This is a genomic window from Streptomyces sp. NPDC059247 (assembly GCF_042754005.1).
Taxonomy (GTDB): domain Bacteria; phylum Actinomycetota; class Actinomycetes; order Streptomycetales; family Streptomycetaceae; genus Streptomyces.
Genome location: NZ_JBHYZW010000037.1, coordinates 1 through 25,039, shown reverse-complemented (window position 1 = coordinate 25,039; position 25,039 = coordinate 1). Strand labels below are relative to the sequence as shown.

Below are 25,039 nucleotides of genomic sequence, written 5' to 3'. Positions count from 1 at the left end.
CGTCCGCGCCCGAGACCGGGTCGGAGGTCCCCGCGACCAGCGGGGCACCGGCACGCTGCGCGATGTGCCGGGCGGCGACCTTGTCGCCCAGATCCTGGATGGCCTGCGGCGGCGGACCGATCCACGTCAGACCGGCGTCCAGGACGGCCTGCGCGAACTCCGCGTTCTCCGACAGGAACCCGTACCCCGGATGCACCGCGTCGGCACCGGAGTCCGCAGCGGCCTGGAGGACCTTGCCCATGTCCAGATAACTGCTCGCCGGAGTGTCACCGCCCAGAGCGAACGCCTCGTCGGCCGCCCGGACGTGCAGGGCGTCCCGGTCAGGCTCGGCGTACACGGCCACGCTGCCGATACCGGCGTCACGACACGCCCGCGCCACACGGACAGCGATTTCGCCACGGTTGGCGATGAGCACCTTGCGCACGACGGCTCCTCATACCTGTCTCACGACATACTCGAACAGAACTCGTGCAACGAGACGTGTACCCGGCTCACAGCCACCGGATCACATGCCCCGGATCACAGCGCCCCGGGATCACATGCCCCGGGATCGCAGCGCCCCGGATCACATGCCCCGGGGTCACATGCCCCGGGGTCACAGTGCCCGGATCACAGGAGGGACGGGCCCGTCCGGGTCCCGTGCCGGTGGGACTGCAGCGGGAGGTGTGCCTCCACCTGGGTCCCGTGCCCCCGGGAACTGCTGACGGTCAGCCGGCCACCGGCGTCCTCCATCCGCTCCGCCATGGAACGGAACCCCTGGTGGCGGTGGCCCGGCCGCAGGACCCGGCCGACGTCGAAGCCTCGGCCGTCGTCCTCGACGCTCGCGTACGCCCACCAGCGGGTGGAGCGCACCGAGACCTTCACCCGGCGGGCCCCGGAGTGCGCGAAGCTGTTGCGCAGCGCCTCCCGGACCGTGAGGTACAGGTCCCGGCGCCGTACGTCGGGGAGCAGGCCCTCGTCGCCCGTCACCTTCACGGTGACCTGGACGCCGTCCGGGGCGGACCCGGCCAGGAACTCGCGCAGGGCCACGTCGAGCGGCGGGACGACCGACCGCTCCCGTACCCCGCCGACCAGGTCCCGCAGCCGGGTGTCGGTGCTGCGCAGCGCGTCCCTGGCCGCCGCGATCCGGTCGGCGGTGACCGGATCGAGCGGTCCGTCGCACTCCTCCAGGGCCTCCCGGGCCGCGGTGACGCCGTCGGCGACGTCGTCGTGGAGTTCGCGGGAGATCCTGCGCTGTTCCTGCCAGCAGCACTCGGACTGCTCGGCGGGGCCGCCGCTCTCGCCCGCCCGCCGGGCCGCCTCGCCGAGGACCCGCACAGATCCCTCGTCGAGACGGCCCGTCTCCATCATCTGCAGCATGGCGCACTCCATGAGCAGGACCGCGGCGGCGGCATTGTGGTGGGGCGCCAGGCTCACCGGCGGGACGGGACGCGCCCCGGCCGCGCCGACAGCCCCGGCCCCGGCGGCGGGTCCGCCGACGGTGGAGGGCTCGTCGGCGGTGGTGGGCTCGGTGCCGAAAGCGGCGGACAGCACGGCACGGGCCCGGTCGTTCAGGGCCTGGCGCACCGAACTGTCCCAGCGCACCGTCTTGTTCAGCGTGGCGGGCAGGGCCGACTCGAAGCGGCGCAGCACCGCGTCCAGGCACTCGGGTCCCGGCCCCCCGGCCGGGCGCGCCGGTTTCCGCGGCGCGAACTGCCGGGCGATCCGGGGCGCGGACGGACCGGCGGACGCCTGCCGCGCCACCCGGACGAGCCCCTGCTGGAGGGCCTCGGCGAAACCGGGGCCGATGACGGGTTCCCAGCCGCCCGCCGCGGCCTGGGCGGTCATCGGACGGGAGCGTCCGCGCGATGGAACGCGCCGCCGAAGAACAGCAGCCCGTCCGCACCGTCGCCACGGCTGGAGCCGACCACGTCACCGATGAACACGGTGTGGTCGCCTATGTCGTGGGCGGCGGAGAGCTCGCACTCCAGCCAGGCCAGCGCCCCCTTCAGCAGCGGTGCGCCCGTGCGCGGGCCGGGGGCCCAGTCCACGCCGGTGAACTGGTCGGGCCCCAGGGGGCGCTTCTTGTCGGCGAAGAAGCGGGCCAGACCCTCCTGGCCCGCCTCCATGATCGAGACGCCGAAGTGCCCGGCGGAGGTGATCGCCTTGTACATGACCGCGCTGTGCGCGACGCAGCACAGGACGGAGGGAGGGTCGAGGGAGACGGACGTGAAGGCGTTCGCCGTCATGCCGTGGATGGCGTCACCGCCGACGGACAGCACGGTGACACCGGTCGCGAACAGGGACATGACCTCGCGCAGGGTCGCGGAACGGGCCGCGGGCCCCCGGGAAACGGCGACGTCAGTGGATACGGAATTCATGCCGCGCCTTTCATGTAATCCATGGGGGACAAATGTACGAGGGGAATCCCGTGGGCCGGGAACCGTTCAGTAACTGTCCGCTCAGCCGGGCGCGGGGGAGCGGGCGATGACCGTTCCGTGAGCGTCCGTCCACGAGGCGATGAGTGCTCCGTGGCTAGGATCTGGGCGTTTCGGTCAAGGCACTGTCCATAAGGGGTGACATGAATTCCGTCTCTGCTGACCCGCAGCTCGCTGAACCGTATCTGCTCGGCTGGCTGGCCTCGCTCGGCCTCGACATCGATTACGTACGGGCCGAAGGAAATACGCTCTACTACCTCGGCGCGAGCGGCGAGGAGATTCCCGTCGCCGATTTCGCGGGCGGGTACGGTTCCCTCATCCTCGGGCACAATCATCCGGAGATCACGGAGTACGCGCGGCAGCTCCTGGCGTCCCAGACGCCGGTGCACGCGCAGTTCTCCCGCCACCCGTACGCGAACGACGTCGCCGTCGCGCTCAACCGCATCCTCCAGCGGGAACTGGGCACGGAGGAGAACTACTCCGCCATCTTCGCCAACACCGGCGCGGAGGCGGTGGAGGCGGCCGTCAAGCACGCCGAGCTCGACCGGGGGCTCCGGCTCGCCGCACTGCGGACCCTGCTCGACGAGAACCTGGCGACCGCCCGCGCGGCGGTGGCCGCCGGAGCCGTGGTCGCGGCGGAGGCGTACCGCCTCGTCGGCGTCGACCCGCAGGCCGGGACGGCCGGGACGGCCGCGGAGACGGGGGAGACCGGCGGGACAGGAGCGGCCGGGGTGACCGGGACGGCCGGGTTCGAGGTGCTGGCCGCGGCGGTCGTGCGGCACAACGCCGCCCAGACCGGCCGGCCGCCGGTGTTCCTGACCCTGGAAGGCGGGTTCCACGGCAAGCTGGTCGGCAGCGTCCAGCTCACCCACAACGAGGGCTACCGGACCCCCTTCGCCGCACTGGCGACGGCCGCCCGGTTCATCCCGCCGGAGAGCCCGCAGGCACTCAAGGCCGTCCTGGAGAGCGAGCGGGCGACCGTGTTCGACCTGGTCGTCCGGGACGGCACGGTGACGGTCGCCGAGCGGAACTCCCCGGTGTTCTGCGCCTTCGTCCTGGAGCCCGTCCAGGGCGAGGGCGGTATCCGTGTCCTGTCCGAGGAATTCGCCCAGGAGATCCAGCGGGCCTGCGCCGAGGTCGACTGCCCCGTCATCGTGGACGAGGTGCAGAGCGGAATGGGCCGCAGCGGTGACTTCCTGGCCAGCGCGGCGCTCGGTCTGCGCGGCGACTACTACGCGCTCGCCAAGAGCCTGGGCGGCGGAATAGCGAAGACGTCCGTCATGCTCACCCGCCAGTCCCGCTACCGCTCCGAGTTCGAACTGGTGCACAGCTCGACCTTCGCGAAGGACGCCTTCTCCTGCTTCATCTCGAAGAAGGTCCTGGAGATCCTGGAGGCCGACGACGGCGCCGCGTACCGGGCGGTGCGCGAGCGCGGCGCGAAGCTCCTCGGGATGCTGGAGGCGGTGCGCGCCGACTTCCCCGACGTGGTCAAGGACGTACGGGGACGGGGCCTGATGCTCGGCCTGGAGTTCCACGACCAGTCCGGCTCGGGCTCCGGGGCCATCCGGGAGGCCGCCCCGCTGCTCGGCTACACGGTCGCCGGATACCTGATGCGCGAGCACCGCATCCGTACCTTCCCGACCGCCAGCGCCGTCAACACGCTCCGGTTCGAGCCCTCGCTGCACCTGACCGACGCCGAGATCGACCAGCTGGAGCGGGCCCTGCGGGGCACCGCCCGGCTCCTGCGCGCCCACGACGGGGCCGGTCTGACCGGCACGGCGACGGACGCCTGACGCGGGACGGTCCCCGGCCGGCCGGTACGTCACGTACCGGCCGGCCGGGGACCGGCACGTCAGTCGATGCCCCGGACGATGTGCGGCTCGCCGGACTCGTCGTCCGTCCCGGCGAGCTGGAGCGGCGGGTAGCGCAGGATGTGCGCCAGGCCCTTGGGGAAGGCGTGGCCGAGGTCGGCGTCGTACGGGTCGTCGCGCATCATGTCCTCCGGTCGTCGAATGGAACAACCCCGCCGCCCACCGGCCCGGACCGGCCGGTCCGGGTGGGCCCGGCCGGACGCCGTGGTCAGGGGGCGGTCGGACGTCAGGGGCCGGACGGACACCGCGTCGGGACCGGCCGGGGCGGGCCGTACGGGACGCAGGCCTATCGCGGTCACCACCAGCCCGTTCCCGGTACGCCACCGTCCGTCGAAGGCGGTGATCCGTATCCCGTCCACCACCGGTCCGTCCACCAGGAGTTCGGCGCGGAAGGTGCCCGCCAGCGGATCGGGTGTGATCACGGCCTCGTCGAAGTCGAGAGGCCGCCCGGTGAGCGGGAACCAGGTCTTGTAGACGCTCTCCTTGGCACTGAACAGCAGCCGGTCCCACGCGACGTCCGGCCGCCGCGCGGTGAACTCGCGCAGCCAGGCCCGTTCCTGGGGCAGCGAGACCAGATCGAGGGTCCCCGGTGAGGGCAGCGGCGCGTTCGGCTCGGCGTCGCAGCCGATCGCCAGCAGGTCCGTGTCCAGGGCCACGGCCGCCGCGCGGTAGCCCCGGCAGTGCGTCATGCTGCCCACCACGCCCTTGGGCCACCGGGGCGCCCCGCCCGCGCCGGGCAGCAGCGGCCCCGGCGCCAGCCCGAGACCGCCCAGGGCCCGCCGGGCGCAGATCCGGACCGAGGCGAACTCCCTGCGGCGCCCCTCGACCGCCCCCGCCACCACGCCTTCCTCCTCGGGGAACAGGCCGTGGGGACCGGGCGGATCGCGGAACAGTTCGGCGGTGACGGCGGGCGCGGGCAGCAGCGAGGCGATCACGGCCGTCCCCCGCCGGGGGGCGCCGAGAAGCCGGGCAGCGGCCGTGGGGCGTGGCCGGGGTCCGAGCGCCTGCGCCACTCGCGCGGATACCCCAGGGACACCTCGTAGTGCGGCACCCCCTGGCTCCGGATCAGCCGGGGGATGTGCAGGTGCCCGTAGACGACGGCCGCGGCCCGGTAGCGGACGGGCCAGTCGGCGGTCTCCCGGGTGCCGCACCACAGGGCGAAGTCGGGGAACCGCAGCACCTCCGTGGGCTCGCGCACCAGCGGGAAGTGGCTGACGAGGACGGTCGGCAGACCGGCGGGGAGCGCGTCCAGGCGCTCGGCGGTCCGCCGCAGACGGGCCCGGCACCAGTCCCCGACGGTGGGGTACGGGTCGGGGTGCAGCAGGATCTCGTCGGTCGCGACGATCCCCGCGTCCTCCGCCTGCCGCAGCGCCTCCTGGGCGGTACGGACCCCGGGGCGCCTGAAGCTGTGGTCGTACAGCAGGAAGAGCGGCACGACCACCGCGGGACCGCCCCTGCCGTGCCACACCGGGTAGGGGTCCTCGGGGGTGGTCACGCCCAGGCTCCGGCAGAGGCGGACGAGCGCCTCGTAGCGGGCGGTCCCGCGGGCCTGGACCGGATCGTCCGGAGGGGTCCACAGCTCGTGGTTGCCCGGGACCCACACGACCTTGCGGAACCGGGCGGCGAGGGTGCTCAGCGCCCATTCCACATCGGCCATGTACTCCCCGACGTCCCCCGCGACGAGCAGCCAGTCCTCGTCCGAGGAGGGCCGCAGCGCCTCGACGACCGCGCGGTTCTCCTCGTAGCGCACATGGAGGTCGCTGACGGCCAGCAGACTCCCGGGGGAGGGACGGCCACCGGAAGGGCCCTCGCCGGGACCCCGCCACCCCTCAGGAACGGAGCCCTCGGAAGCCCAGCCCTCAGGAGCACGGCCGTGAGGGGCACGGTTCTCGGAAGCACGGCCGTCGGGAACGGAGCCCCCGGAAGCACAGCCGCCGGGGGAGCGCCCGGCGGGAGAACGCCCCGCAGAAGCACGGCCGCCGGGGGAGCGCCCGGCAGAAGGGTGTCCGTCGGCAGACCGGCCGTCAGGAGGCGGCGGAGACACGCCCGATCACGCCGTGGAGCCCGCGACGAGCAGGCTCGTCGTGATGATGTCGCGGACCTCGTCGGTACGGTCGTCCAGATAGAAATGACCGCCGGGCAGGATCCGCAGGTCGAAGTCGCCGGTCGTGTGGTCGTGCCAGGCCGCGGCCTCGTCGACGGCCACCACCGGGTCCGCGTCACCGATCAGGACGGTGACGGGGGAGGCCAGCGGCGAACCGCCGCTCCAGTGGTACGCGCCGAGGGCGCCGTAGTCGGCCCGCAGCGCCGGCATCACCATCGCGAGCAGCTCGGGATCGTCCAGGACCGTGTGCCCGGTCCCGCCGAGACCGCGCACCGCCGTGAGGATCTCCCGGTCGCCGCCGAGCCGGTCGTGCACGCTGGGCAGCGCCGAGGGCGCCCCCCGCCCGGAGAGGAACACCCGGCAGGGCCCCGGCCTCCCGGCGTCGACGAGCCGCCGGGCCGTCTCGTAGGCAAGGACCGCGCCCATGCTGTGCCCGAACAGGGCGTACGTGCCCCCGGTCAGCGGGACCATGGCCTCGGCGAGGGCGTCGGCGTGCGCGGAGATGCTGCCGTACGGCTCCTCCCGCCGCCGGTCCTGACGGCCCGGATACTGGACCGCCAGCACGTCGAGGTGCCCGCCGAGCGCCCGCGACAGGGGCAGGAACGCGCTGGCCGCGCCCCCCGCGTGCGGGAAACACACCAACCGCACGGCGTCCTCACGGGGCGCTCCGAAGCGTCTGAACCACGTGCTGTCCACTACGTCCCTTTCTGCGGGCCGGTACCCGGTGGCACCAGTCGGGGGAGCAAGAACTGCCAGAACTGGGCGAGCCGCTGCTCCGAGAGCCAGGTGGGATCCTTGCGGCCCAGGGCCTCGAAGCCGACCGTCGACGCGGCGACGACCGTGACGACGTCCTCCGGCTCGGTCCCCGCGGCGAGCGCGCCGGTCTTCGCCGCGTACCGCAGGGTGTCGCCGATCCAGTCCCGCCACTGGCCGTGCAGGTCGACCAGGCTCGACCAGGACGGCTCGCAGCCGAGGGTGAACCCGGCACGCAGGATGACATCGCTGTTCAGCCCGTCGAAGAGCTGGTGGGAGGTCTCCACGAGGTTCTGGATCAGGTCGACCTCACCGTCCGCCCCGCGCTCCCCGGACCCGTCCGGTGCCGGGCCGGTGATCCGCCACAGCCGCTGCTCGGCGGCCTTCTCGATGGCCTCCGCCAGCGCGCCCTTGTTGGCGAAGTGGAAGTGAAGGGCACCACTGCTCACTCCGGCCCGGTGAGAGATGGAGGAGAGGGAGGCCGATACGAAACCGTCCGTGTCGAAGATCTCCGCAGCTGACCGGAGCACCGTCGCTCGCGTACGGACAGCGCGTTCCTGTTTTGCCATGTGCACTCCGTGGATGCCTGGGGGCGCTGCTGGCGACCCCTCAAAAACGTCCAGCGTAATGAACCGCAGCGGCGGTTTCCTGTGGGCCCTGGTCGAAGTCGTCTTGAAAGGACTGTCGTGGGGACGGTCCGTGATCCGGAGCCTGGCCTGCCCGAGCGGGGGGAAGGGAACGGGCAGGCCAGGAGCGGGAGGGGAACCTACTCCGGGAGCAGGGTGCCGGCCACCGGACGGTCGATGGACATGAGCCAGCGGCCGTCCTCGCCCAGCCGCAGCACATCGGTGCAGTTGCCTTCGATGCGGACCGGCTCGCCGTCGGGACCCGTGCTGTCGACGCTGAACCGCACGCCGATCAGGGCCACGTCACCGGCGACGTACGCGTGCGTGATCTCCGCCTTGAGGAACGGCTTCGGCGCGAGGAACTCCTTGAAGAACTCCAGACGCTCCTTCCCGGTGAGCGGGGAGCCGGAGAAGTTCGATATCGCGTCCTCGCGGTAGAGGAGGTCGAACAGGGCTCCGTCACCGGAGTTGAACAGCTGGATGAAGATCTCGTTCTGAGTGTCCGCGTCCGCCGTCAGGTCGGGATTGTCGACATCGAAGTCGACCGTGATACCGGGAATGCTGCTCATGGTCTGCGACACCACTTTCTTGGGTCATGGGGTGCCCCCGTGCCCGGCACGGAGGCGCGCGGATTACTTCTGCTCGCCGTACGGCTCGTCGATGGCGTAACGCCAGTTGCCGTCCACGCCCTTGCGCAGCACGTCGACGCCGACACCCGTCAGCAGCTCCGGGCTGCCCGAGTCGTCCACGGTGGCGATCGACCAGTCCACGATCAGGAGCGCGGTGTCCCCGGTCACGAACGTCTGGCGCGGCTTGGCGCTCATCTTCGGCGAACGGGCCAGGAACTCCTTGACGGCGTCCCTGCGGGCCTGGCCCGTGAGGGGCTTGCCCGGCTCCCAGACCGCGACGGCCTCGTCGGTGTACATCTCGTTCACGGCATCGGCGTCGCCCGCGTTGAAGGCCGCCTCGTACAGCGCGGTGTGCTGAGCGACGTCGTTCGTCAGATTACTCATGGTGAGACCGTTCCTGCTTTCTTCCGGCATGACACCCGGGAATTCGAGGAGTTTCACGCAGATCTGTCCAGAACTTAACCGGCCGCCCTCACCGGCCACCCACCGACAAGTAACAGACCGGCCACCCCCCGCCCGAACACGGCAGTTACCCGTGCATGACCAGAGGTTGAGAAAAAACAGGGCCGCCGATCTTAAGGTCGACAATGCGGGGTTCCATATCCGGGATACTCAGGCCGCTTCGATATCAGTCAGGAAAGGGCAGTCGAGCGCCATGACGACTAATCGCATTTCTGTGGAGAGCCGTGCGCCGCGAGGCGACGAGGGGGCCATCGCCGTCATCGGCATGTCCTGCCGACTTCCCATGGCGCCCGGTCCGGCCGACTTCTGGCGGATGCTGCGCGACGGCACCGACGCGATCACCGACGCGCCACCCGGACGCTGGGACACCACCGGGCCACAGGACGCGGCGGGGATCCGCCGCGGCGGATTCATCGACGGCATCGGCGACTTCGACGCCGGGTTCTTCGCGGTCTCGCCCCGCGAGGCCGCCGCCATGGACCCGCAGCAGCGCCTCGTCCTCGAACTGGCCTGGGAGGCCCTGGAGGACTCCGGGACCCTGCCCGCCCGGCTGCGCGGCTCCCGTACCGCCGTCTTCGTCGGCACCCTCCGCGACGACTACACCAGCCTCGCCAACCAGTACGGCGAACGGGCCATCACCCAGCACTCCATGACGGGCCTCAACCGGGGCGTCATCGCCAACCGCGTCTCCTACCACCTGGGTCTGCGCGGGCCGAGCCTCACCGTCGACGCCGCCCAGTCCTCCTCCCTCGTCGCCGTGCACCTGGCCTGTGAGTCGCTGCGCTCGGGGGAGTCGGCCACCGCGATCGCCGCCGGCATCAACCTGAACATCCTCGGCGAGAGCGCCGTGACCGAGGAACGGTTCGGCGGCCTGTCCCCGGACGGCACCGCCTACACCTTCGACGCCCGCGCCAACGGCTTCGTACGGGGCGAGGGCGGCGGAGCCGTCGTCCTGAAGCCCCTCGCCCGGGCCCAGGCGGACGGCGACCGGATCTACGGCGTCATCCGCGCCAGCGCGGTCAACAACGACGGCGCCACCCCCGGACTGACCGTGCCCAGCCGCGACGCACAGCGCCAAGTGCTCCGCGAGGCCTACGAAAAGGCCGGAATAAGTCCCTCCGATGTTCAGTATGTCGAGCTCCACGGCACCGGCACCCCCGTCGGCGACCCCATCGAGGCCGCCGCCCTCGGCGACGTCTTCAGCTCCCACCGCGCCCCGGGCGACCCCCTGGTCGTCGGCTCGGCCAAGACCAACGTCGGGCACCTGGAGGGCGCCGCCGGCATGGTCGGCCTGCTCAAGGCCCTGCTGAGCCTGACGCACCGCGAGATCCCCGCGAGCCTCAACTTCGAGACCCCGAACCCGGCCATCGACCTCGACGGCCTCGGCCTGTCCGTACCGCGCGTCCTCACCGCCTGGCCGCACCCCGACCGCACCCTGGTCGCGGGCGTGTCCTCCTTCGGCATGGGCGGCACGAACTGCCACGTCGTCCTCACCGAGGCCCCGGCCACCGAGGGGGCCACCGGCGTCGACGCTCCGGACGCCGTCGGCGCCCCGGCCGGTGGGGACACCCCGCCCGTCCTGCCCTGGGTGCTCTCGGGCCGGGACGCCGACGCGCTGCGCGCCCAGGCGGAGAAACTGCGCGCCTTCGCCGCCGCGAGCGAGGCGGGGACCGCCGACCTCGGCTGGTCCCTGCTGACCACCCGCACCACCTTCGACACCCGCGCGGTCGTCCTCGCGGACCGTGAGGAAACGTTCCTCGCGGGTCTCGACTCCCTCATCGAGGGCGTCCCCGGCACCGGCGTCGTGACCGGAGACGTCCAGGACGGCCGTACGGGCTTCCTGTTCACGGGCCAGGGCGCGCAGCGGGCCGGTATGGCACGCGAACTGCACGCGGCTTTCCCGGTGTTCGCTTCGGCCTTCGACGAGATCACCGCTCTCTTCGACGCCGCTCTGGGCGGGTCTTTACGTGAGGTGATCGCCTCGGGCGAGGGCCTGGACGAGACGGGTTGGACGCAGCCCGCACTGTTCGCGGTCGAGGTCGCGTTGTTCCGCCTGGTGGAGTCCTGGGGCGTGCGCCCCGACTTCGTCGCGGGTCACTCCATCGGCGAGATCGCGGCGGCGCACGTGGCCGGGGTGTTCTCCCTCGAAGACGCGGTCCGTCTGGTGGTCGCGCGCGCCGGTCTGATGCAGGCACTGCCCCGGGGCGGCGCGATGGTCGCGGTCGAGGCGACCGAAGCCGAAGTCGCCGCCCTCCTGGAAGACCAGGTCGCGATAGCGGCGGTCAACGGCCCCCGCTCGGTCGTGATCTCCGGCGACGAGACGGCCACCCTCGAAGTGGCCCGCAAGATAAGCGAGTCGGGAGGCCGCATCCGTCGCCTGACGGTCAGTCATGCCTTCCACTCGCCCCTGATGGATCCGATGCTGGCCGAGTTCAAGGCCGCCGCGTCGGACATCACCTACGAGGCACCCCGTATTCCCGTCGTCTCGACCGTGACCGGCCGGCTCGCCACCGGCACCGACCTCCGTACGGCCGACTACTGGGCCGGTCAGGTCCGTGGCACCGTCCGCTTCGCCGACGCCGTGCAGTCGATGCAGGCCGAAGGCGTGACCTCGTACCTGGAAGTCGGCCCCGACGGCGCCCTCTCCGCCGTGACCGAGGGCGCCGTCCCGGCACTCCGCCGGGGCCGTGACGAGGCGGTGACGCTGCTCACAGCGGTGGGCACCCTCTACACCCGGGGCGTCCCCGTCGACTGGCGCACCCTCTACGCCGGGACCGGCGCCCGCCAGGTCCCGCTGCCCACCTACGCCTTCCAGCGCCGCCGTCACTGGCTCGAACCCGGCTCCGCCGACAGGACCCCCGCCCCCGCCCTTCCGGCCCTCACCACGAACCCGCCCGCCGGAACGCCCGCCCCCCTGGGCGCCCTCGGCCACCGGCTCGCCGCGATGTCCCCGGCCGAACGGTCCCGCTCCGTCACCGACCTGACGGCCACCCACATCGCCGCCGTCCTCGGATACGACAAGGGCCGCCGCGCGGACGCCCGGCAGTCCTTCAAGGACCTCGGCTTCGACTCGCTGATGTCCGTCGAGCTCCGCGACCTGCTCGCCACCGCCACCGGCCTGCGCCTGTCCGGCGGCCTCCTCTTCGACCACCCCACCCCCACCGCGCTCGCCGCGCACCTCGAAGCCGAACTGACCGGCGCGGCCACCGCCGGCGAACAGCACCCCACCGCGCCGCTCCAGGACGACGAGCCGATCGCCATCGTCGCCATGGCCTGCCGCTACCCCGGCGGCGTCTCCTCGCCCGAGGACCTGTGGCGGCTCGTCGCCGAAGGCTCCGACGCCATCTCCGGCTTCCCCGCCGACCGGGGCTGGGAGGGCGACCTGTACGACCAGGACCCCGAGCGCTCCGGGAAGAGCTCCGTGCGCGAGGGCGGGTTCCTGCACGACGCCGCCCTCTTCGACGCCGGGTTCTTCGGCATCTCGCCCCGCGAAGCCCTCGCCATGGACCCGCAGCAGCGCCTCCTCCTGGAGACCGCCTGGGAGGTCGTCGAACGCGCGGGCATCGCCCCGGACACCCTCAAGGGCAGCCGCACCGGCGTCTTCGTCGGCGCCACCGCACTCGACTACGGCCCCCGCCTGCACGAGGCCCCCAAGAGCGTCGAGGGCCATCTCCTCACCGGCTCCACCAGCAGCGTCATGTCGGGCCGCATCGCCTACCAGCTCGGACTCGTCGGCCCCGCCCTCACCGTCGACACCGCCTGCTCCTCCTCGCTCGTCGCCCTCCACATGGCCGTACGGTCGCTGCGCCAGGGAGAGACGACCCTCGCCATCGCGGGCGGCGCGACGATCATGTCCGCCCCCGGCATGTTCGTGGAGTTCTCCCGGCAGCGCGGCCTCGCCGCGAACGGCCGCAGCAAATCCTTCTCCGCCGACGCCGACGGCACCTCCTGGGCCGAAGGCGTCGGCCTCCTCCTGGTGGAGAAGCTCTCCGACGCCCGCCGCAACGGCCACCAGGTCCTCGCCGTCATCAGGGGCTCCGCCGTCAACCAGGACGGCGCCTCCAACGGCCTGACCGCACCCAACGGCCCCTCCCAGGAACGCGTCATCCGCCAGGCCCTCGCCGACGCCCGCCTGACCCCCGCCGACGTCGACGCCGTCGAGGCCCACGGCACCGGCACCCGCCTCGGCGACCCCATCGAAGCCGCCGCGATCCTCGCCACCTACGGCAGCGGCCGGAGCGACCGCGACCCGGTCTACCTCGGCTCGCTGAAGTCGAACATCGGGCACGCCCAGGCCGCCGCCGGAGTCGGCGGCGTCATCAAGATGGTCCAGGCGATCCGCCACGGCGTACTCCCCAGGACCCTGCACGTCACCGAGCCCACCCCGCACGTCGACTGGGCGTCGGGCGGCCTCGAACTGCTCACCGAGGCCCGCGACTGGCCGGACACCGAACGCGCCCGCAGGGCGGGCGTCTCCTCGTTCGGCATCAGCGGCACCAACGCCCACGTCATCGTCGAACAGGCCGAGGACGAACCGGCACCCCGCCCCGGGACCGGCCCGGCCGGGACACACGCCCCCGCCGCCCCCGCCCCCTCCGATGCCCCCGCCGTACCCGGAGCCGACACCCTCGCGGAGGCCGCCCCCGCCACCGCCTCCGCCACCGCTGCGGAGGCCGCCTCTGCCGCGGAGGCCGCCCCCGCGCCCCCCGCCCCCACCCTCTGGGCCCTGTCCGCGCCCGACCGCGCCGCCCTGGCCGCCCAGGCCGGAGCACTCCGCACCCGGCTGGACAACGGCCCCCGGCCCAGCGCCGAGGACATCGCCGACATCGGGTTCTCCCTCGCCACCACCCGCGCCACCTGGTCCGAACGGGCCGTCGTCACCGGCACCGGAGCGGCGGAACTCCTCGCCGGCCTCGACGCGCTGCGCCACGGCACCGACACCCCCCAGGTGGTCACCGGCTCCGCCGCCCGCGCGGGCCGCACCGCGTTCCTGTTCACCGGCCAGGGCGCCCAGTACCCCGGCATGGGCCGCGAACTGTACGCCGCCGACCCCGTGTTCGCCGCCGCCCTCGACGAGGTGTGCGCCGCCCTCGACCCGCACCTCGACCTCGGCCGCCCCCTGCGCGAGGTGATGTTCGAGGACCCGGACGGCGACCAGGGTCCTGGCGGACAGGGCGGCGAACCGCCGACCGTCGCACCCGACGGCGGCGCCCCCACCGTGCTCCTGCACGAGACCCGCGCCACCCAGCCCGCCCTGTTCGCCCTCGAAGTCGCCCTCCACCACACCCTCCGGGCCCACGGCCTCACCCCCGACGCCGTCGCCGGACACTCCATCGGCGAACTCGCCGCCGCCCACGTGGCGGGCGTGTTCTCACTCGCCGACGCCGCCACCCTGGTCGCCGCCCGGGGCCGCCTGATGCAGGCGGCCGAACCCGGCGGCGCGATGCTCGCCGTCCAGGCCACCGAGGACGAGATCACCGAAACCCTCACCCCCTACGCCGACCGGCTCACCGTCGCCGCCGTCAACGGCCCGGACGCCGTCGTCGTCTCCGGCGACGCCGACGCCGCCGACGCACTCGCCGCGCTCTGGCGCGAACGAGGCCGCAAGACCCGCCGCCTGACGGTCAGCCACGCCTTCCACTCCCCGCACATGGACACCGTCCTCGACGCCTTCCGCACCGTCGCCGAAGGCCTGACCTACCACGCGCCGCTCCTCCAGGTCGTCTCCACCCTCACGGGCCTGCCCGCCACCGGCGACGACCTCGTCACCCCCGGCTACTGGGTACGCCAGATCCGCGAGGCCGTACGGTTCCTCGACGCCACCCGCACCCTGGAGGACGAGGGCGTCACCGTCTTCGTCGAAGTCGGCCCCGACGCCGTCCTCACCGCCATGGCCGCCGGTTCGTTCCACGCCGACACCTCCCGGGCCGTCGCCCTCCAGCGCCCCGGCCGCCCCCAGCACACCACCCTCACCACAGCACTCGCCCGCGCCCACACCCTCGGCGCCCCGCTCGACCTGGCGTCGTTCTTCCCCGGCGCCTCACGCGTCGAACTGCCCACCTACGCCTTCCAGCGCGCCCACTACTGGCTCCGGCCCGAGGCCCGCACCGACGCCCAGAGCCTCGGACTCGACCCGGCCGGCCACCCCCTGCTCGCCACCAGCGTCGACCTCGCCGACGGCGAAGGCCTGGTCCTCACCAGCAGACTGTCCCTGAACGACCACCCCTGGCTCGCCGACCACCGCATCCACGGCACCGTCCTCGTCCCCGCCACCGCGTTCATCGAACTCGCCTCCGCCGCGGGCCGTACGGCAGACGCCGAACACCTCGTCGAACTCACCCTCGAAGCCCCGCTCGCCCTCCCCGAACAGCGGGCCGTCCGCGTCCAGGCCACGGTCTCCGCACCCGACCCCACCGGTCTGCGCACCTTCGCCGTACACTCCCGGCCCGACACCGACGACGAACCCGCCGCCTGGACCCGCCACGCCTCCGGCGCCCTCACCGGACCTCCCCCCACCCCCGGGGGACCGGCCTTCGACACCCTGCGCGCCTGGCCGCCGCAGAACGCCGAACCCCTGCCCCTGGACAGCGCCTACGAACGGCTCACCGGCCTCGGATACGAGTACGGCCCCGTCTTCCAGGGCCTGCGCGCCCTCTGGCGCGGCACGGACGACACCACCTACGCCGAGGTCACCCTCCCCGCCGGCCAGCACGAGGCCGCCGCCGGATACGGCATCCACCCCGCACTCCTGGACGCCGTCCTGCACCCGGTCGTCCTCGCCGCCGCCGACGGAGCCGACCCGGACACCATCCGCCTGCCGTTCGCCTGGAGCGGCATCACCGTCCACGCCGTCGGCGCCACCACCCTGCGCGTCCGCGTCGGACACACCGGCCCCGACACCGTCGCCCTGCACCTCGCCGACGCCACCGGCGAACCCGTCGCCACCGTCGACTCACTGGTGCTGCGGCCCCTCGCCAAGGACCGGCTCACCCCCGCCCCCACCACCGACGGCCTGTTCACCGTCGCCTGGACCCCCCTCACCCCGGCGGGCGGCCCCGCACCGCGCATCGCCGAACTCCCCGACGACACCGCCCCCCTCCCCGACCCCCAGGACCTCCAGGCCGACATCGTCCTCGTCCGCGTCACCCCCGACACCACCCCCACCCCGGCCGCCGCCCACGAGACCGCCGCCCGCGCCCTCGCCCTCACCCAGCGCTGGCTCACCGACGAACGCTTCGACACCACCCGCCTCGCGTTCCTCACCACCCGCGCCGTCGCCACCACCCCCGGCGACCCCGTCGACGGACTGTCCGCCGCCCCCCTCTGGGGCCTGCTCCGCACCGCCCAGAGCGAACACCCCGACCGGATCGTCCTCCTCGACACCGACGGCACCCCCCAGGCCGAAGAACACCTGCCCGCCGCCCTCGCCACCGGCGAACCCCAGATCGCCCTGCGCGGCACCCGGCCCTACGCCCCCCGGCTCACCCGCGACCGCACCCCGGCCCCCACCACCCCGACCCGCCCCGACCCCGAAGGCACCGTCCTGCTCACCGGCGGCACCGGCGGCCTCGGCGGCCTCCTCGCCCGCCACCTCGTCACCACCCACGACATCCGCCACCTGCTGCTCACCAGCCGACGCGGACCCGACACCCCCGGCGCCGACCTCCTCACCGCCGAACTCACCGCACTCGGCGCCCACGTCACCCTCGTCGCCGCCGACGCCGCCGACCCCGACGACGTCACCGCCCTCCTGGCGGCCGTCGACCCCGCGCACCCGCTCACCGCGATCGTGCACACCGCCGGTGTCCTCGACGACGCCACCCTCACCTCGCTCACCCCCGGACAACTGACGAAGGTCCTGCGGCCCAAGGTCGACGCCGCCTGGCACCTCCACGACCAGACCCGGCACCTGGACCTCGCCGCCTTCGTCCTGTTCTCCTCCGTCTCCGGCATCACCGGCACCGCGGGCCAGGCCAACTACGCCGCCGCCAACACCTACCTCGACGCCCTCGCCGCCCACCGCCACGCCCAGGGCCTCGCCGCCACCTCCCTGGCCTGGGGCCTGTGGGACTCCAGCCACGGCATGGGCGCCCAGCTCGGCGAGGCCGACCTCGCCCGCTGGAGCCGCGCCGGCGTCGACCCGCTCACCCCCGCCACCGGCCTCGCCCTGTTCGACACCGCCCTCACCGGCGGCGACACCCTCCTCGTACCGGCCCTGTTCGACCTGGCCCGGCTGCGCACCGCCTCGGCCGGGAACCCGCCCCCGCTGCTGCGCGGCCTCATCAGACCCCGCACCACCACCCGGGCCGCCCAGAGCACCACCACCGCTGCGGCGGACGGCGGCACCGCATGGGCCCGGAGCCTCACCGGCCTCTCCGAGGAGGAGAGCAGGGCCGCCGCCGCCGACCTCGTCCGCTCCGTCGTCGCCGCGGTCCTCGGCCACGCGAGCCCCGAGGGCATCGACCCGGAACGCGCCTTCAAGGACATCGGCTTCGACTCCCTCGCCGCCGTCGACCTCCGCAACCGGCTCAACACCGCCACCGGACTGCGGATGCCCGCCACCGCCGTCTTCGACCACCCCTCACCCGCCGCCCTCGCCGCCCACCTGCACCAGCAGGCCGCGGGCCGCAAACCCGCCGCGTCCGCCGCACCCGCCCGCCGCTCCACCGCCTCCGCCGACGAACCGATCGCCATCGTCGGCATGGCCTGCCGCTTCCCCGGCGGCGTCTCCTCACCCGAGGACCTGTGGCGGCTCGTCGCCGAAGGCACCGACGCCATCAGCGAGTTCCCCGACAACCGGGGCTGGGACCTGGACTCCCTCTACCACCCCGACCCGGAGAAGACCGGCACCTCCTACACCCGCCACGGCGGCTTCCTCCACGACGCCGACCGCTTCGACCCGGCGTTCTTCGGCATGTCACCGCGCGAGGCCACCGCCACCGACCCGCAGCAGCGCCTCCTCCTGGAGACCGCCTGGGAGACCTTCGAGCACGCGGGCATCGACCCCGCCGTCCTGCGCGGCACCAGCACCGGCGTCTTCACCGGCGCCATGTACGACGACTACGCCTCACGGCTCGCCAGGAGCCCCGAGGAGTTCGAGGGCTTCCTCCTCGCCGGGAACCTCTCCAGCGTCGTCTCCGGCCGCCTGGCCTACACCTACGGCCTCGAAGGCCCGGCCGTCACCGTCGACACCGCCTGCTCCTCCTCCCTGGTCGCCCTCCACCTCGCGGCGAGCGCCCTGCGTCAGGGCGAGTGCGACCTCGCCCTCGCGGGCGGCGTCACCGTGATGTCCGGTCCCAGCACCTTCGTGGAGTTCTCCCGGCAGCGCGGCCTCTCCGAGGACGGCCGCTGCCGCTCCTTCTCCGCCGACGCCTCCGGCACCGGCTGGGCCGAGGGCGTCGGTCTGCTCCTGGTGGAGAAGCTGTCCGACGCCCGCCGCAACGGCCACCGGGTCCTCGCCGTGATGCGCGGCTCCGCCGTCAACCAGGACGGCGCCTCCAACGGCCTGACCGCCCCCAACGGCCCGGCGCAGGAACGGGTCATCCGCCAGGCCCTCGCCGTCGCGGGCCTGACCCCCGCCGACGTCGACGCCGTCGAGGCCCACGGCACGGGCACCAGCCTCGGCGACCCCATCGAGGCACAGGCCCTGCTCGCCACCTACGGGCAGGACCGGCCCGAGGGCCGCCCGCTCTACCTCGGCTCGCTGAAGTCGAACATCGGGCACGCCCAGGCCGCCGCGGGAGTCGGCGGCGTCATCAAGATGATCCAGGCCATGCGGTACGGCATCCTGCCCAAGACCCTGCACGCCGAGAACCCCTCCCCCCACATCGACTGGGACACCGGCGCCGTGGAACTCCTCACCGAGGCGACCCCCTGGCCCGCCACCGGCCGCCCCGCCCGCGCCGCCGTCTCCTCCTTCGGCATCAGCGGCACCAACGCCCACGTCGTCCTGGAACTGGCCGCCGACCCCACCACCCCGGCCCCCGCCACACCCCCCACCCGGCCCGGCACCCAGACGGACACCCCGGCGGACACCCGGACCGGCACCCCGGCGGACGACCGGACGGACGACCGGACCGGCACCCCGCCCGGCGAAACGCCCGACACCGTCGTCCTGCCCTGGATCCTCACCGCCAAGGACGACGACGCCCTGCGCCGCCAGGCCGCCCGGCTCCACCGCCACCTCACCGACCACCCCCGGATCACGGCGGGCGACGTCGGCCTCACCCTGGCCACCACCCGCGCCACCCTGGAACACCGCGCCGCCGTCCTCGGCACCGACCGCACCACCCTCCTCGACGGCCTCGCCGCCCTCGCCACCGGCGAACCGGCCCCCTCGATCGTCCGGGCCACCCCCGGCCACCGCGGCAAGACCGCGTTCCTCTTCACCGGACAGGGCAGCCAGCGCCTCGGCATGGGACGCGAACTCTACGAGACGTCCCCCGTCTTCCGCCGCGCCCTCGACGACGTGTGCAGGCACCTCGACACCGAACTCTTCCGGCCCGTCAAGGACGTCCTCTTCGCCCCCGAAGGCTCGGCCGACTCCGCCCTGATCGACCAGACCGCCTTCACCCAGGCCGCCCTCTTCGCCACCGAGGTCGCCCTCTTCCGCCTGGCCGAACACCACGGCATCACCCCCGACTACCTCCTCGGCCACTCCATCGGCGAAGTCACCGCCGCCCACCTCGCCGGAGTCCTCGAACTCGGCGACGCCTGCGCCCTGGTCGCCGAACGCGGCCGGCTCATGCAAGCGGCCCGCGAAGGCGGCGCGATGGCCGCCCTCCAGGCCTCCGAGGAAGAAGTACGCGCCACCCTCACCGACTACGAAGGCGTCGCCATCGCCGGGATCAACGGCCCCCGCGCCACCGTCATCTCCGGCGACCAGAACCTCGTCGAAGAACTCAGCACCCTCTGGCGCACCCGGGGCCGCAAGACCAAACGCCTCCCCGTCAGCCACGCCTTCCACTCCCCGCACATGGACGAGGTCCTCGACGAGTTCCGGTCCGTCGCCGAATGCCTCACCTACCACGCACCCCGCATCCCCGTCGTCTCCAACGTCACCGGGATCCTCGCCACCACCGAACAGCTCACCTCGCCCGACTACTGGGCCAACCACATCCGCGAAGCGGTCCGCTTCCACGACGGCGTCCGCCACCTCGAAGAACTCGGCGTCACCGACTACCTGGAAATGGGCCCCGACGGCGTCCTCACCGCCATGGCCCAGGACTGCCTCACCCGCGAGCCCGGCTACCTCGCCCCCCTGCTCCGCTCGGGCAGGCCCGAAGCCACCACCGCCGCCGCCGCCCTCACCGGCGCCGTCCTGCGCGGCGCCCGCCCCGACTGGAAGTCGTACTTCCCCGGCGCCCGCCGCACCGACCTGCCCACCTACCCCTTCGCACACGACCGCTACTGGCTCGAAGGCGCCGCCACCCCCGGCGACGCCGAAGACTTCGGCCTCACCGCCGTCACCCACCCCCTGCTCAGCGCCGCCGTACGGGTCGCCGACCGGGACGCCCTCCTCCTCACCGGCCGCGTCTCCCGCCGCACCCACCCCTGGCTGGAAGGCCACGCCGTCGACGGAACCGTCCTCCTGCCCGCCACCGCCCTGCTCGACCTCGCCTTCCGCGCCGCCGAACAGGCCGGCTGCGACACCGTCGACGAACTGACCCTCGCCGCACCACTGATCCTGCCCGAACGCGGCGCCGTCCAGCTCCAGCTCGTCGTCGGCGAACCCGACACCACCGGCAGCCGCACCCTCACCGTCCACGCCCGCCCCGACCAGGACACCGACACCGGCCGGCCCTGGACCCTGCACGCCGAAGGACGCCTCGCCCCCACCCCCACCACCCCCCAAGGACTCCTCGCCTGGCCCCCCACCGGAGCCACCGAGATCGACCTCGACGGCGTGTACGACCGCCTCGCGAGCGCCGGATACGGCTACGAGAACGCCTTCCAGGGCCTCAGCCGCCTCTGGAAGGCCCAGGACGAACTCTTCGCCGAGGTCGTCCTCGCAGAGGAACACCGCACCGAAGCACCCCGCTTCGCCCTCCACCCCGCCCTCCTCGACGCCGCCCTGCACCCGCTGCTCCCCGGCGCCGCGGAGCCCGAAGGCACCTCCTGGCTGCCGTTCTCCTGGTCCGGAGCGAACCTGCACGCCACCGGGGCGACCGTCCTGCGCGTCCGGCTCTCCCTCGACCGGTCCGGCGACGACTCCCTGCGGGCCGCGCTCACCGTCGCCGACGGCGCGGGCGCCGCCGTCGCCACCGCCTCCCTCCTGCTGCGCCCGCTCTCCCGGGAAGCACTCCGCAGCGCCGGTACCGCCGCCCGCGACGGACTGTTCGGCCTCGGCTGGACGGCCCTGCCCACCACCGGCACACCCCCGGCCCGCACCGGCTGGACCCTCCTCGCCGACGGCGCGGGACTCGGCGGCCTACGGGCCCTCGGCGCCGCACTCGACGCGGGCGCGGCGGCCCCCGCCGTCCTCCTCCTGCGCACCGACACCCCCACGACCGCCCCCACGGCCGCCCCGACCGGCGAGGCCACCGACCCGGCGACCGGCGACGTCACGGACCCGGCGACCGGCCACAGCACCGACCCGGCGACCGGCCACCCGGCCGACGCGACGGCCGACGGCACCGGGCAGGGCGGCGACCGTGCCGCCGCCCTGCCCGAGCGGGCCCGTACCGCCGTCCGCGAGGTCCTCGCCACCGTGCAGGGCTGGCTCTCCGACGACCGGCTCGCCGGAACCCGGCTCGTCGTCACCACCCGGGGCGCCGTCGCGGCGGGCCCCGAGGACGTCACCGACCTGGCCCACGCCGGAATCTGGGGCCTCCTCAGGTCCGCGCAGACCGAGAACCCCGGCCGGATCGTCCTCGTCGACCTCGACCCCGCCACCGCAGACACCGCCCCCACCGCAGACACCACCGCCGGAGACCGTACGGCCGCAGACCCCGCGACCGCCGGAGACCGCACGACCCCCACCGGGGACCGTACGGCCGCGGACACCGCCGAGGACCGCCTCCTCGACCTCGCCGTCGCCAGCGGCGAGCCCCAGACCGCCGTCCGGAGCGGCACCCTCACCGTCCCCCGGCTCACCCGCACCACCCCGGCCACCGAAGACCCGGCCGCCACCCCCCACTGGGACCGGGGCACCGTCCTGGTCACCGGCGCCACCGGCGCCCTCGGCACGGTCCTCGCCCGGCACCTCGTCACCACCCACGGCGCCCGCCGCCTCCTCCTCCTCAGCCGACGCGGACCCGACGCACCCGGCGCCGCCGAACTCCGCACCGAACTCGAAGCACTCGGCGCCCACACCGACACCGTCGCCTGCGACGTCACCGACCGCGACTCCCTCGCCGCCGTCCTCGCCACGATCCCCGCCGAACACCCGCTCACCGCCGTCGTCCACACCGCGGGCGTCCTCGACGACGGCGTCGCCGCCCAGCTCACCCCCGGCCAACTCGACACGGTCCTGCGCCCCAAGATCGACGCCGCCTGGCACCTGCACGAACTCACCCGCGACCTCGACCTCACCGCCTTCGTCCTCTACTCCTCCGTCGCGGGCCTCATCGGCACCGCCGGCCAGGCCAACTACGCCGCCGGAAACACCTTCCTCGACGCCCTCGCCGCCCACCGCCGCGCCCACGGACTGCCCGCACTCTCCCTCGCCTGGGGCCTGTGGGCCCAGGCCAGCACCCTCTCCGGCAGCCTCGACGAGACCGACCTGCGCCGCCTGGCCCGCGTCGGCCTGCGGCCCCTCGCCTCCCAGGAAGCGATGGACCTCTTCGACGCGGCCCCCGCCACCGGCGAGACCCTCCTCGCCGTCACCCGCCTCGACACGGCGGTCCTGCGCGGCGGCGGCGACGAACTCCCGCCCGTCCTGCGCACCCTCGCCGGACCGGCCAGACGCCGCACCACCACCGCCACGAGCGGCGGAACCACCGAAGAAGCCCCGCTCGCCCAACGGCTCGCCGCCCTCGGCCCCGCCGACCGCGAACGCGCCCTCACCGACCTCGTACGCGCCCAGGTCGCCGCAGTCCTCGGACACGGAGACCCCGGCCGCATCGAAGCCGACCGCGCCTTCCAGGAACTGGGCTTCGACTCCCTCACCGCCGTCGAACTCCGCAACCAGCTCGGCCGGGCGACCGGACTGCGCCTGCCGACCACCCTCGTCTTCGACCACCCGTCGCCGCAGGCCCTGGCCGCCCACCTCCTCGGCGAACTCGCCGTCGAGGACACCTCACCCGCCGAACCGGTCCTCACCCCCCTCGCGGGCCTGGAGACCGCCATCGCCGCCGCACCGGACCAGGAGACCCGCGACCTGATCACCGCACGGCTCAAGGAACTCCTCAAGGCGGCCGAGACCACCGACAGCCTCGGCCGCCCGCAGGAACCCCACCACGAGCAGGACGAACAGGACCTCGAAACGGCGAGCGACGAAGAACTCTTCGCCCTCCTCGACGAACTCGAATGACCACCGGGGCACGCGCCACCCACAACGCGTCCACGGTCACCGGACACACCACCACACGGGAGCTGAATTCACGTGGCTGACGAGGTACAACTCCGCGAATACCTCAAGAGGGCCATCGCCGACGCCCGAGACGCACGCAAGCGTCTGCGCGAGGTCGAGGACAAGGAACAGGAACCGATCGCCATCGTCTCCATGGCCTGCCGGTACCCGGGAGGCGTCGCCTCCCCCGAAGACCTGTGGCAACTGGTCGCCGACGGCACCGACGCCGTCTCCTACTTCCCCACCGACCGGGGCTGGGACCTGGAACGCCTCTACGACCCCGACCCGGAGAAGACCGGCACCTCCTACTCCCGCGAGGGCGGCTTCCTCTACGACGCCGACCTCTTCGACCCCGACCTGTTCGGCATGTCCCCCCGCGAGGCCCTCGCCGCCGACCCCCAGCAACGCCTCCTCCTGGAGACCGCCTGGGAGACCTTCGAACGCGCCGGCATCGACCCGGTCTCCCTCAAGGGAACCCGCACCGGCGTGTTCGCCGGCGTCATGTACAACGACTACGGCTCACGCCACGACCTCCCACCGGAAGACTTCGAGGGCTACCTCTTCAGCGGCAGCGCGGGCTCCATAGCCTCCGGCCGCCTCGCCTACACCTACGGCCTCGAAGGCCCGGCCGTCACCATCGACACCGCCTGCTCCTCCTCCCTGGTCGCCCTCCACCTCGCGGCCAACGCCCTGCGCCGGGGCGAATGCGACCTCGCCCTCGCGGGCGGCGTCACCGTGATGTCGACACCGGTCGCCTTCATCGAGTTCTCCCGGCTGCGGGGACTCGCCGCCGACGGCCGCAGCAAGTCGTTCTCCGCAGCCGCCGACGGCACCGGCTGGGCCGAGGGCGTCGGACTCCTCCTCGTGGAGAAACTCTCCGACGCCCGCCGCAACGGCCACCAGGTCCTCGCCGTGATGCGCGGCTCCGCCGTCAACCAGGACGGCGCCTCCAACGGCCTGACCGCACCCAACGGCCCGGCACAGGAACGCGTCATCCGCCAGGCCCTCGCGGGCGCCGGACTCACCCCCGCAGACATCGACGTCGTCGAAGCCCACGGCACGGGCACCCGGCTCGGCGACCCCATCGAGGCACAGGCCCTGCTCGCCACCTACGGACAGGACCGGCCCGAAGGCCGCCCGCTCTACCTCGGCTCCCTCAAGTCGAACATTGCCCACGCCCAGGCCGCCGCAGGAGTCGGCGGCGTCATCAAGATGATCCAGGCCATGGAGCACGGCGTGATGCCTCGCACCCTGCACAGCGATCAACCGACCACCCACGTCGAATGGGACACCGGCGCCGTATCCCTCCTCAAAGAGGCAAGGCCCTGGCCCGAGACCGACACCCCGCGCCGCGCGGCCGTCTCCTCCTTCGGCTTCGGCGGCACCAACGCCCACGTCATCATCGAGGAACCACCAGCGGCCGAGAAGACCACCGACAGACCCCCCCTGACGGCGGCGCTCCCCGTCATGCCCTGGACCATCTCCGGCAAGACCGCCACCGCCCTCCGCGACCAGGCACGACGACTGAACGCCCGCCTCACGGCCGACCTCGACGTCTCCCCCCTGGACATCGGCTACTCCCTGGCGACCGGGCGCGCGGCCCTCGACCACCGCGCGGTGGTGACCGGCCGGGACCGCGGAGAACTCCTCGCGGGGATCCGGGCG

At 73.5% G+C, this 25,039-nt stretch carries 11 protein-coding genes and 1 pseudogene; 3 read left to right on the top strand and 9 right to left on the bottom strand.

Features of this window, described 5'->3' with window-relative positions:
- The 3 genes from ACFXGN_RS31735 to ACFXGN_RS31725 form a co-directional block, all read right to left on the bottom strand.
- The coding region (locus tag ACFXGN_RS31735) for a biotin carboxylase N-terminal domain-containing protein (protein ID WP_384865727.1) at window positions 1-424 on the bottom strand (424 nt) is incomplete at its 3' end.
- A gap of 185 nt (window positions 425-609) precedes the next feature.
- On the bottom strand, window positions 610-1,827 hold the full coding sequence (locus tag ACFXGN_RS31730; protein ID WP_384865725.1) for a sensor histidine kinase: 1,218 nt from the start codon (window positions 1,825-1,827) through the stop codon (window positions 610-612).
- Window positions 1,824-2,360: a flavin reductase family protein gene (locus ACFXGN_RS31725; RefSeq protein WP_384865723.1), complete on the bottom strand. Its 537-nt coding sequence runs from the start codon at window positions 2,358-2,360 to the stop codon at window positions 1,824-1,826. The genes ACFXGN_RS31730 and ACFXGN_RS31725 overlap by 4 nt, the downstream gene beginning before the upstream one ends.
- A gap of 200 nt (window positions 2,361-2,560) precedes the next feature.
- On the opposite strand from ACFXGN_RS31725, the gene ACFXGN_RS31720 reads away from it, so the two are divergent.
- Window positions 2,561-4,210, top strand: a complete 1,650-nt coding sequence (locus tag ACFXGN_RS31720; RefSeq protein ID WP_384865721.1) for an aspartate aminotransferase family protein — start codon at window positions 2,561-2,563, stop codon at window positions 4,208-4,210.
- Window positions 4,211-4,269: 59 nt separating this feature from the next.
- Here the strand turns inward: ACFXGN_RS31720 and ACFXGN_RS31715 are convergent, their stop codons facing one another.
- The 6 genes from ACFXGN_RS31715 to ACFXGN_RS31690 form a co-directional block, all read right to left on the bottom strand.
- Window positions 4,270-5,223, bottom strand: coding sequence for a 4'-phosphopantetheinyl transferase (locus ACFXGN_RS31715; RefSeq protein WP_384865720.1), 954 nt, complete (start codon window positions 5,221-5,223; stop codon window positions 4,270-4,272).
- On the bottom strand, window positions 5,220-6,062 hold the full coding sequence (locus tag ACFXGN_RS31710) for a metallophosphoesterase family protein (protein ID WP_384865729.1): 843 nt from the start codon (window positions 6,060-6,062) through the stop codon (window positions 5,220-5,222). Before ACFXGN_RS31710 ends, ACFXGN_RS31715 begins: the two co-directional genes overlap by 4 nt.
- A gap of 276 nt (window positions 6,063-6,338) precedes the next feature.
- Entirely contained in the window at window positions 6,339-7,040 is a 702-nt protein-coding gene (locus tag ACFXGN_RS31705) for a thioesterase II family protein (protein ID WP_384865719.1), read from the bottom strand.
- Window positions 7,041-7,087: 47 nt separating this feature from the next.
- On the bottom strand, window positions 7,088-7,675 hold the full coding sequence (locus ACFXGN_RS31700; RefSeq protein ID WP_384865718.1) for a TetR family transcriptional regulator: 588 nt from the start codon (window positions 7,673-7,675) through the stop codon (window positions 7,088-7,090).
- Between the two features lie 236 nt (window positions 7,676-7,911).
- Window positions 7,912-8,340 carry a nuclear transport factor 2 family protein gene (locus tag ACFXGN_RS31695; RefSeq protein ID WP_351795999.1) on the bottom strand — a complete coding sequence of 143 codons (429 nt, stop codon included), beginning with the start codon at window positions 8,338-8,340 and terminating at the stop codon, window positions 7,912-7,914.
- 63 nt (window positions 8,341-8,403) lie between these two features.
- On the bottom strand, window positions 8,404-8,784 hold the full coding sequence (locus tag ACFXGN_RS31690; protein WP_366446396.1) for an SgcJ/EcaC family oxidoreductase: 381 nt from the start codon (window positions 8,782-8,784) through the stop codon (window positions 8,404-8,406).
- 271 nt (window positions 8,785-9,055) lie between these two features.
- Here ACFXGN_RS31690 and ACFXGN_RS31685 point away from each other — a divergent pair, with 271 nt between their 5' ends.
- Complete coding sequence (locus ACFXGN_RS31685; protein ID WP_384865715.1) at window positions 9,056-23,335, top strand: type I polyketide synthase; 14,280 nt, start codon at window positions 9,056-9,058, stop codon at window positions 23,333-23,335.
- A 72-nt stretch (window positions 23,336-23,407) separates the two neighbouring features.
- Window positions 23,408-25,039: pseudogene (locus ACFXGN_RS31680) on the top strand (type I polyketide synthase); the annotation flags it as partial.

Coding starts and splice junctions, on each gene's coding strand:
- ACFXGN_RS31730 (WP_384865725.1), bottom strand. CDS start 1,827: ATGACCGCCCAGGCCGCGGCGGGCGGCTGGGAACCCGTCATCGGCCCC.
- ACFXGN_RS31725 (WP_384865723.1), bottom strand. CDS start 2,360: ATGAATTCCGTATCCACTGACGTCGCCGTTTCCCGGGGGCCCGCGGCC.
- ACFXGN_RS31720 (WP_384865721.1), top strand. CDS start 2,561: ATGAATTCCGTCTCTGCTGACCCGCAGCTCGCTGAACCGTATCTGCTC.
- ACFXGN_RS31695 (WP_351795999.1), bottom strand. CDS start 8,340: ATGAGCAGCATTCCCGGTATCACGGTCGACTTCGATGTCGACAATCCC.
- ACFXGN_RS31690 (WP_366446396.1), bottom strand. CDS start 8,784: ATGAGTAATCTGACGAACGACGTCGCTCAGCACACCGCGCTGTACGAG.
- ACFXGN_RS31685 (WP_384865715.1), top strand. CDS start 9,056: ATGACGACTAATCGCATTTCTGTGGAGAGCCGTGCGCCGCGAGGCGAC.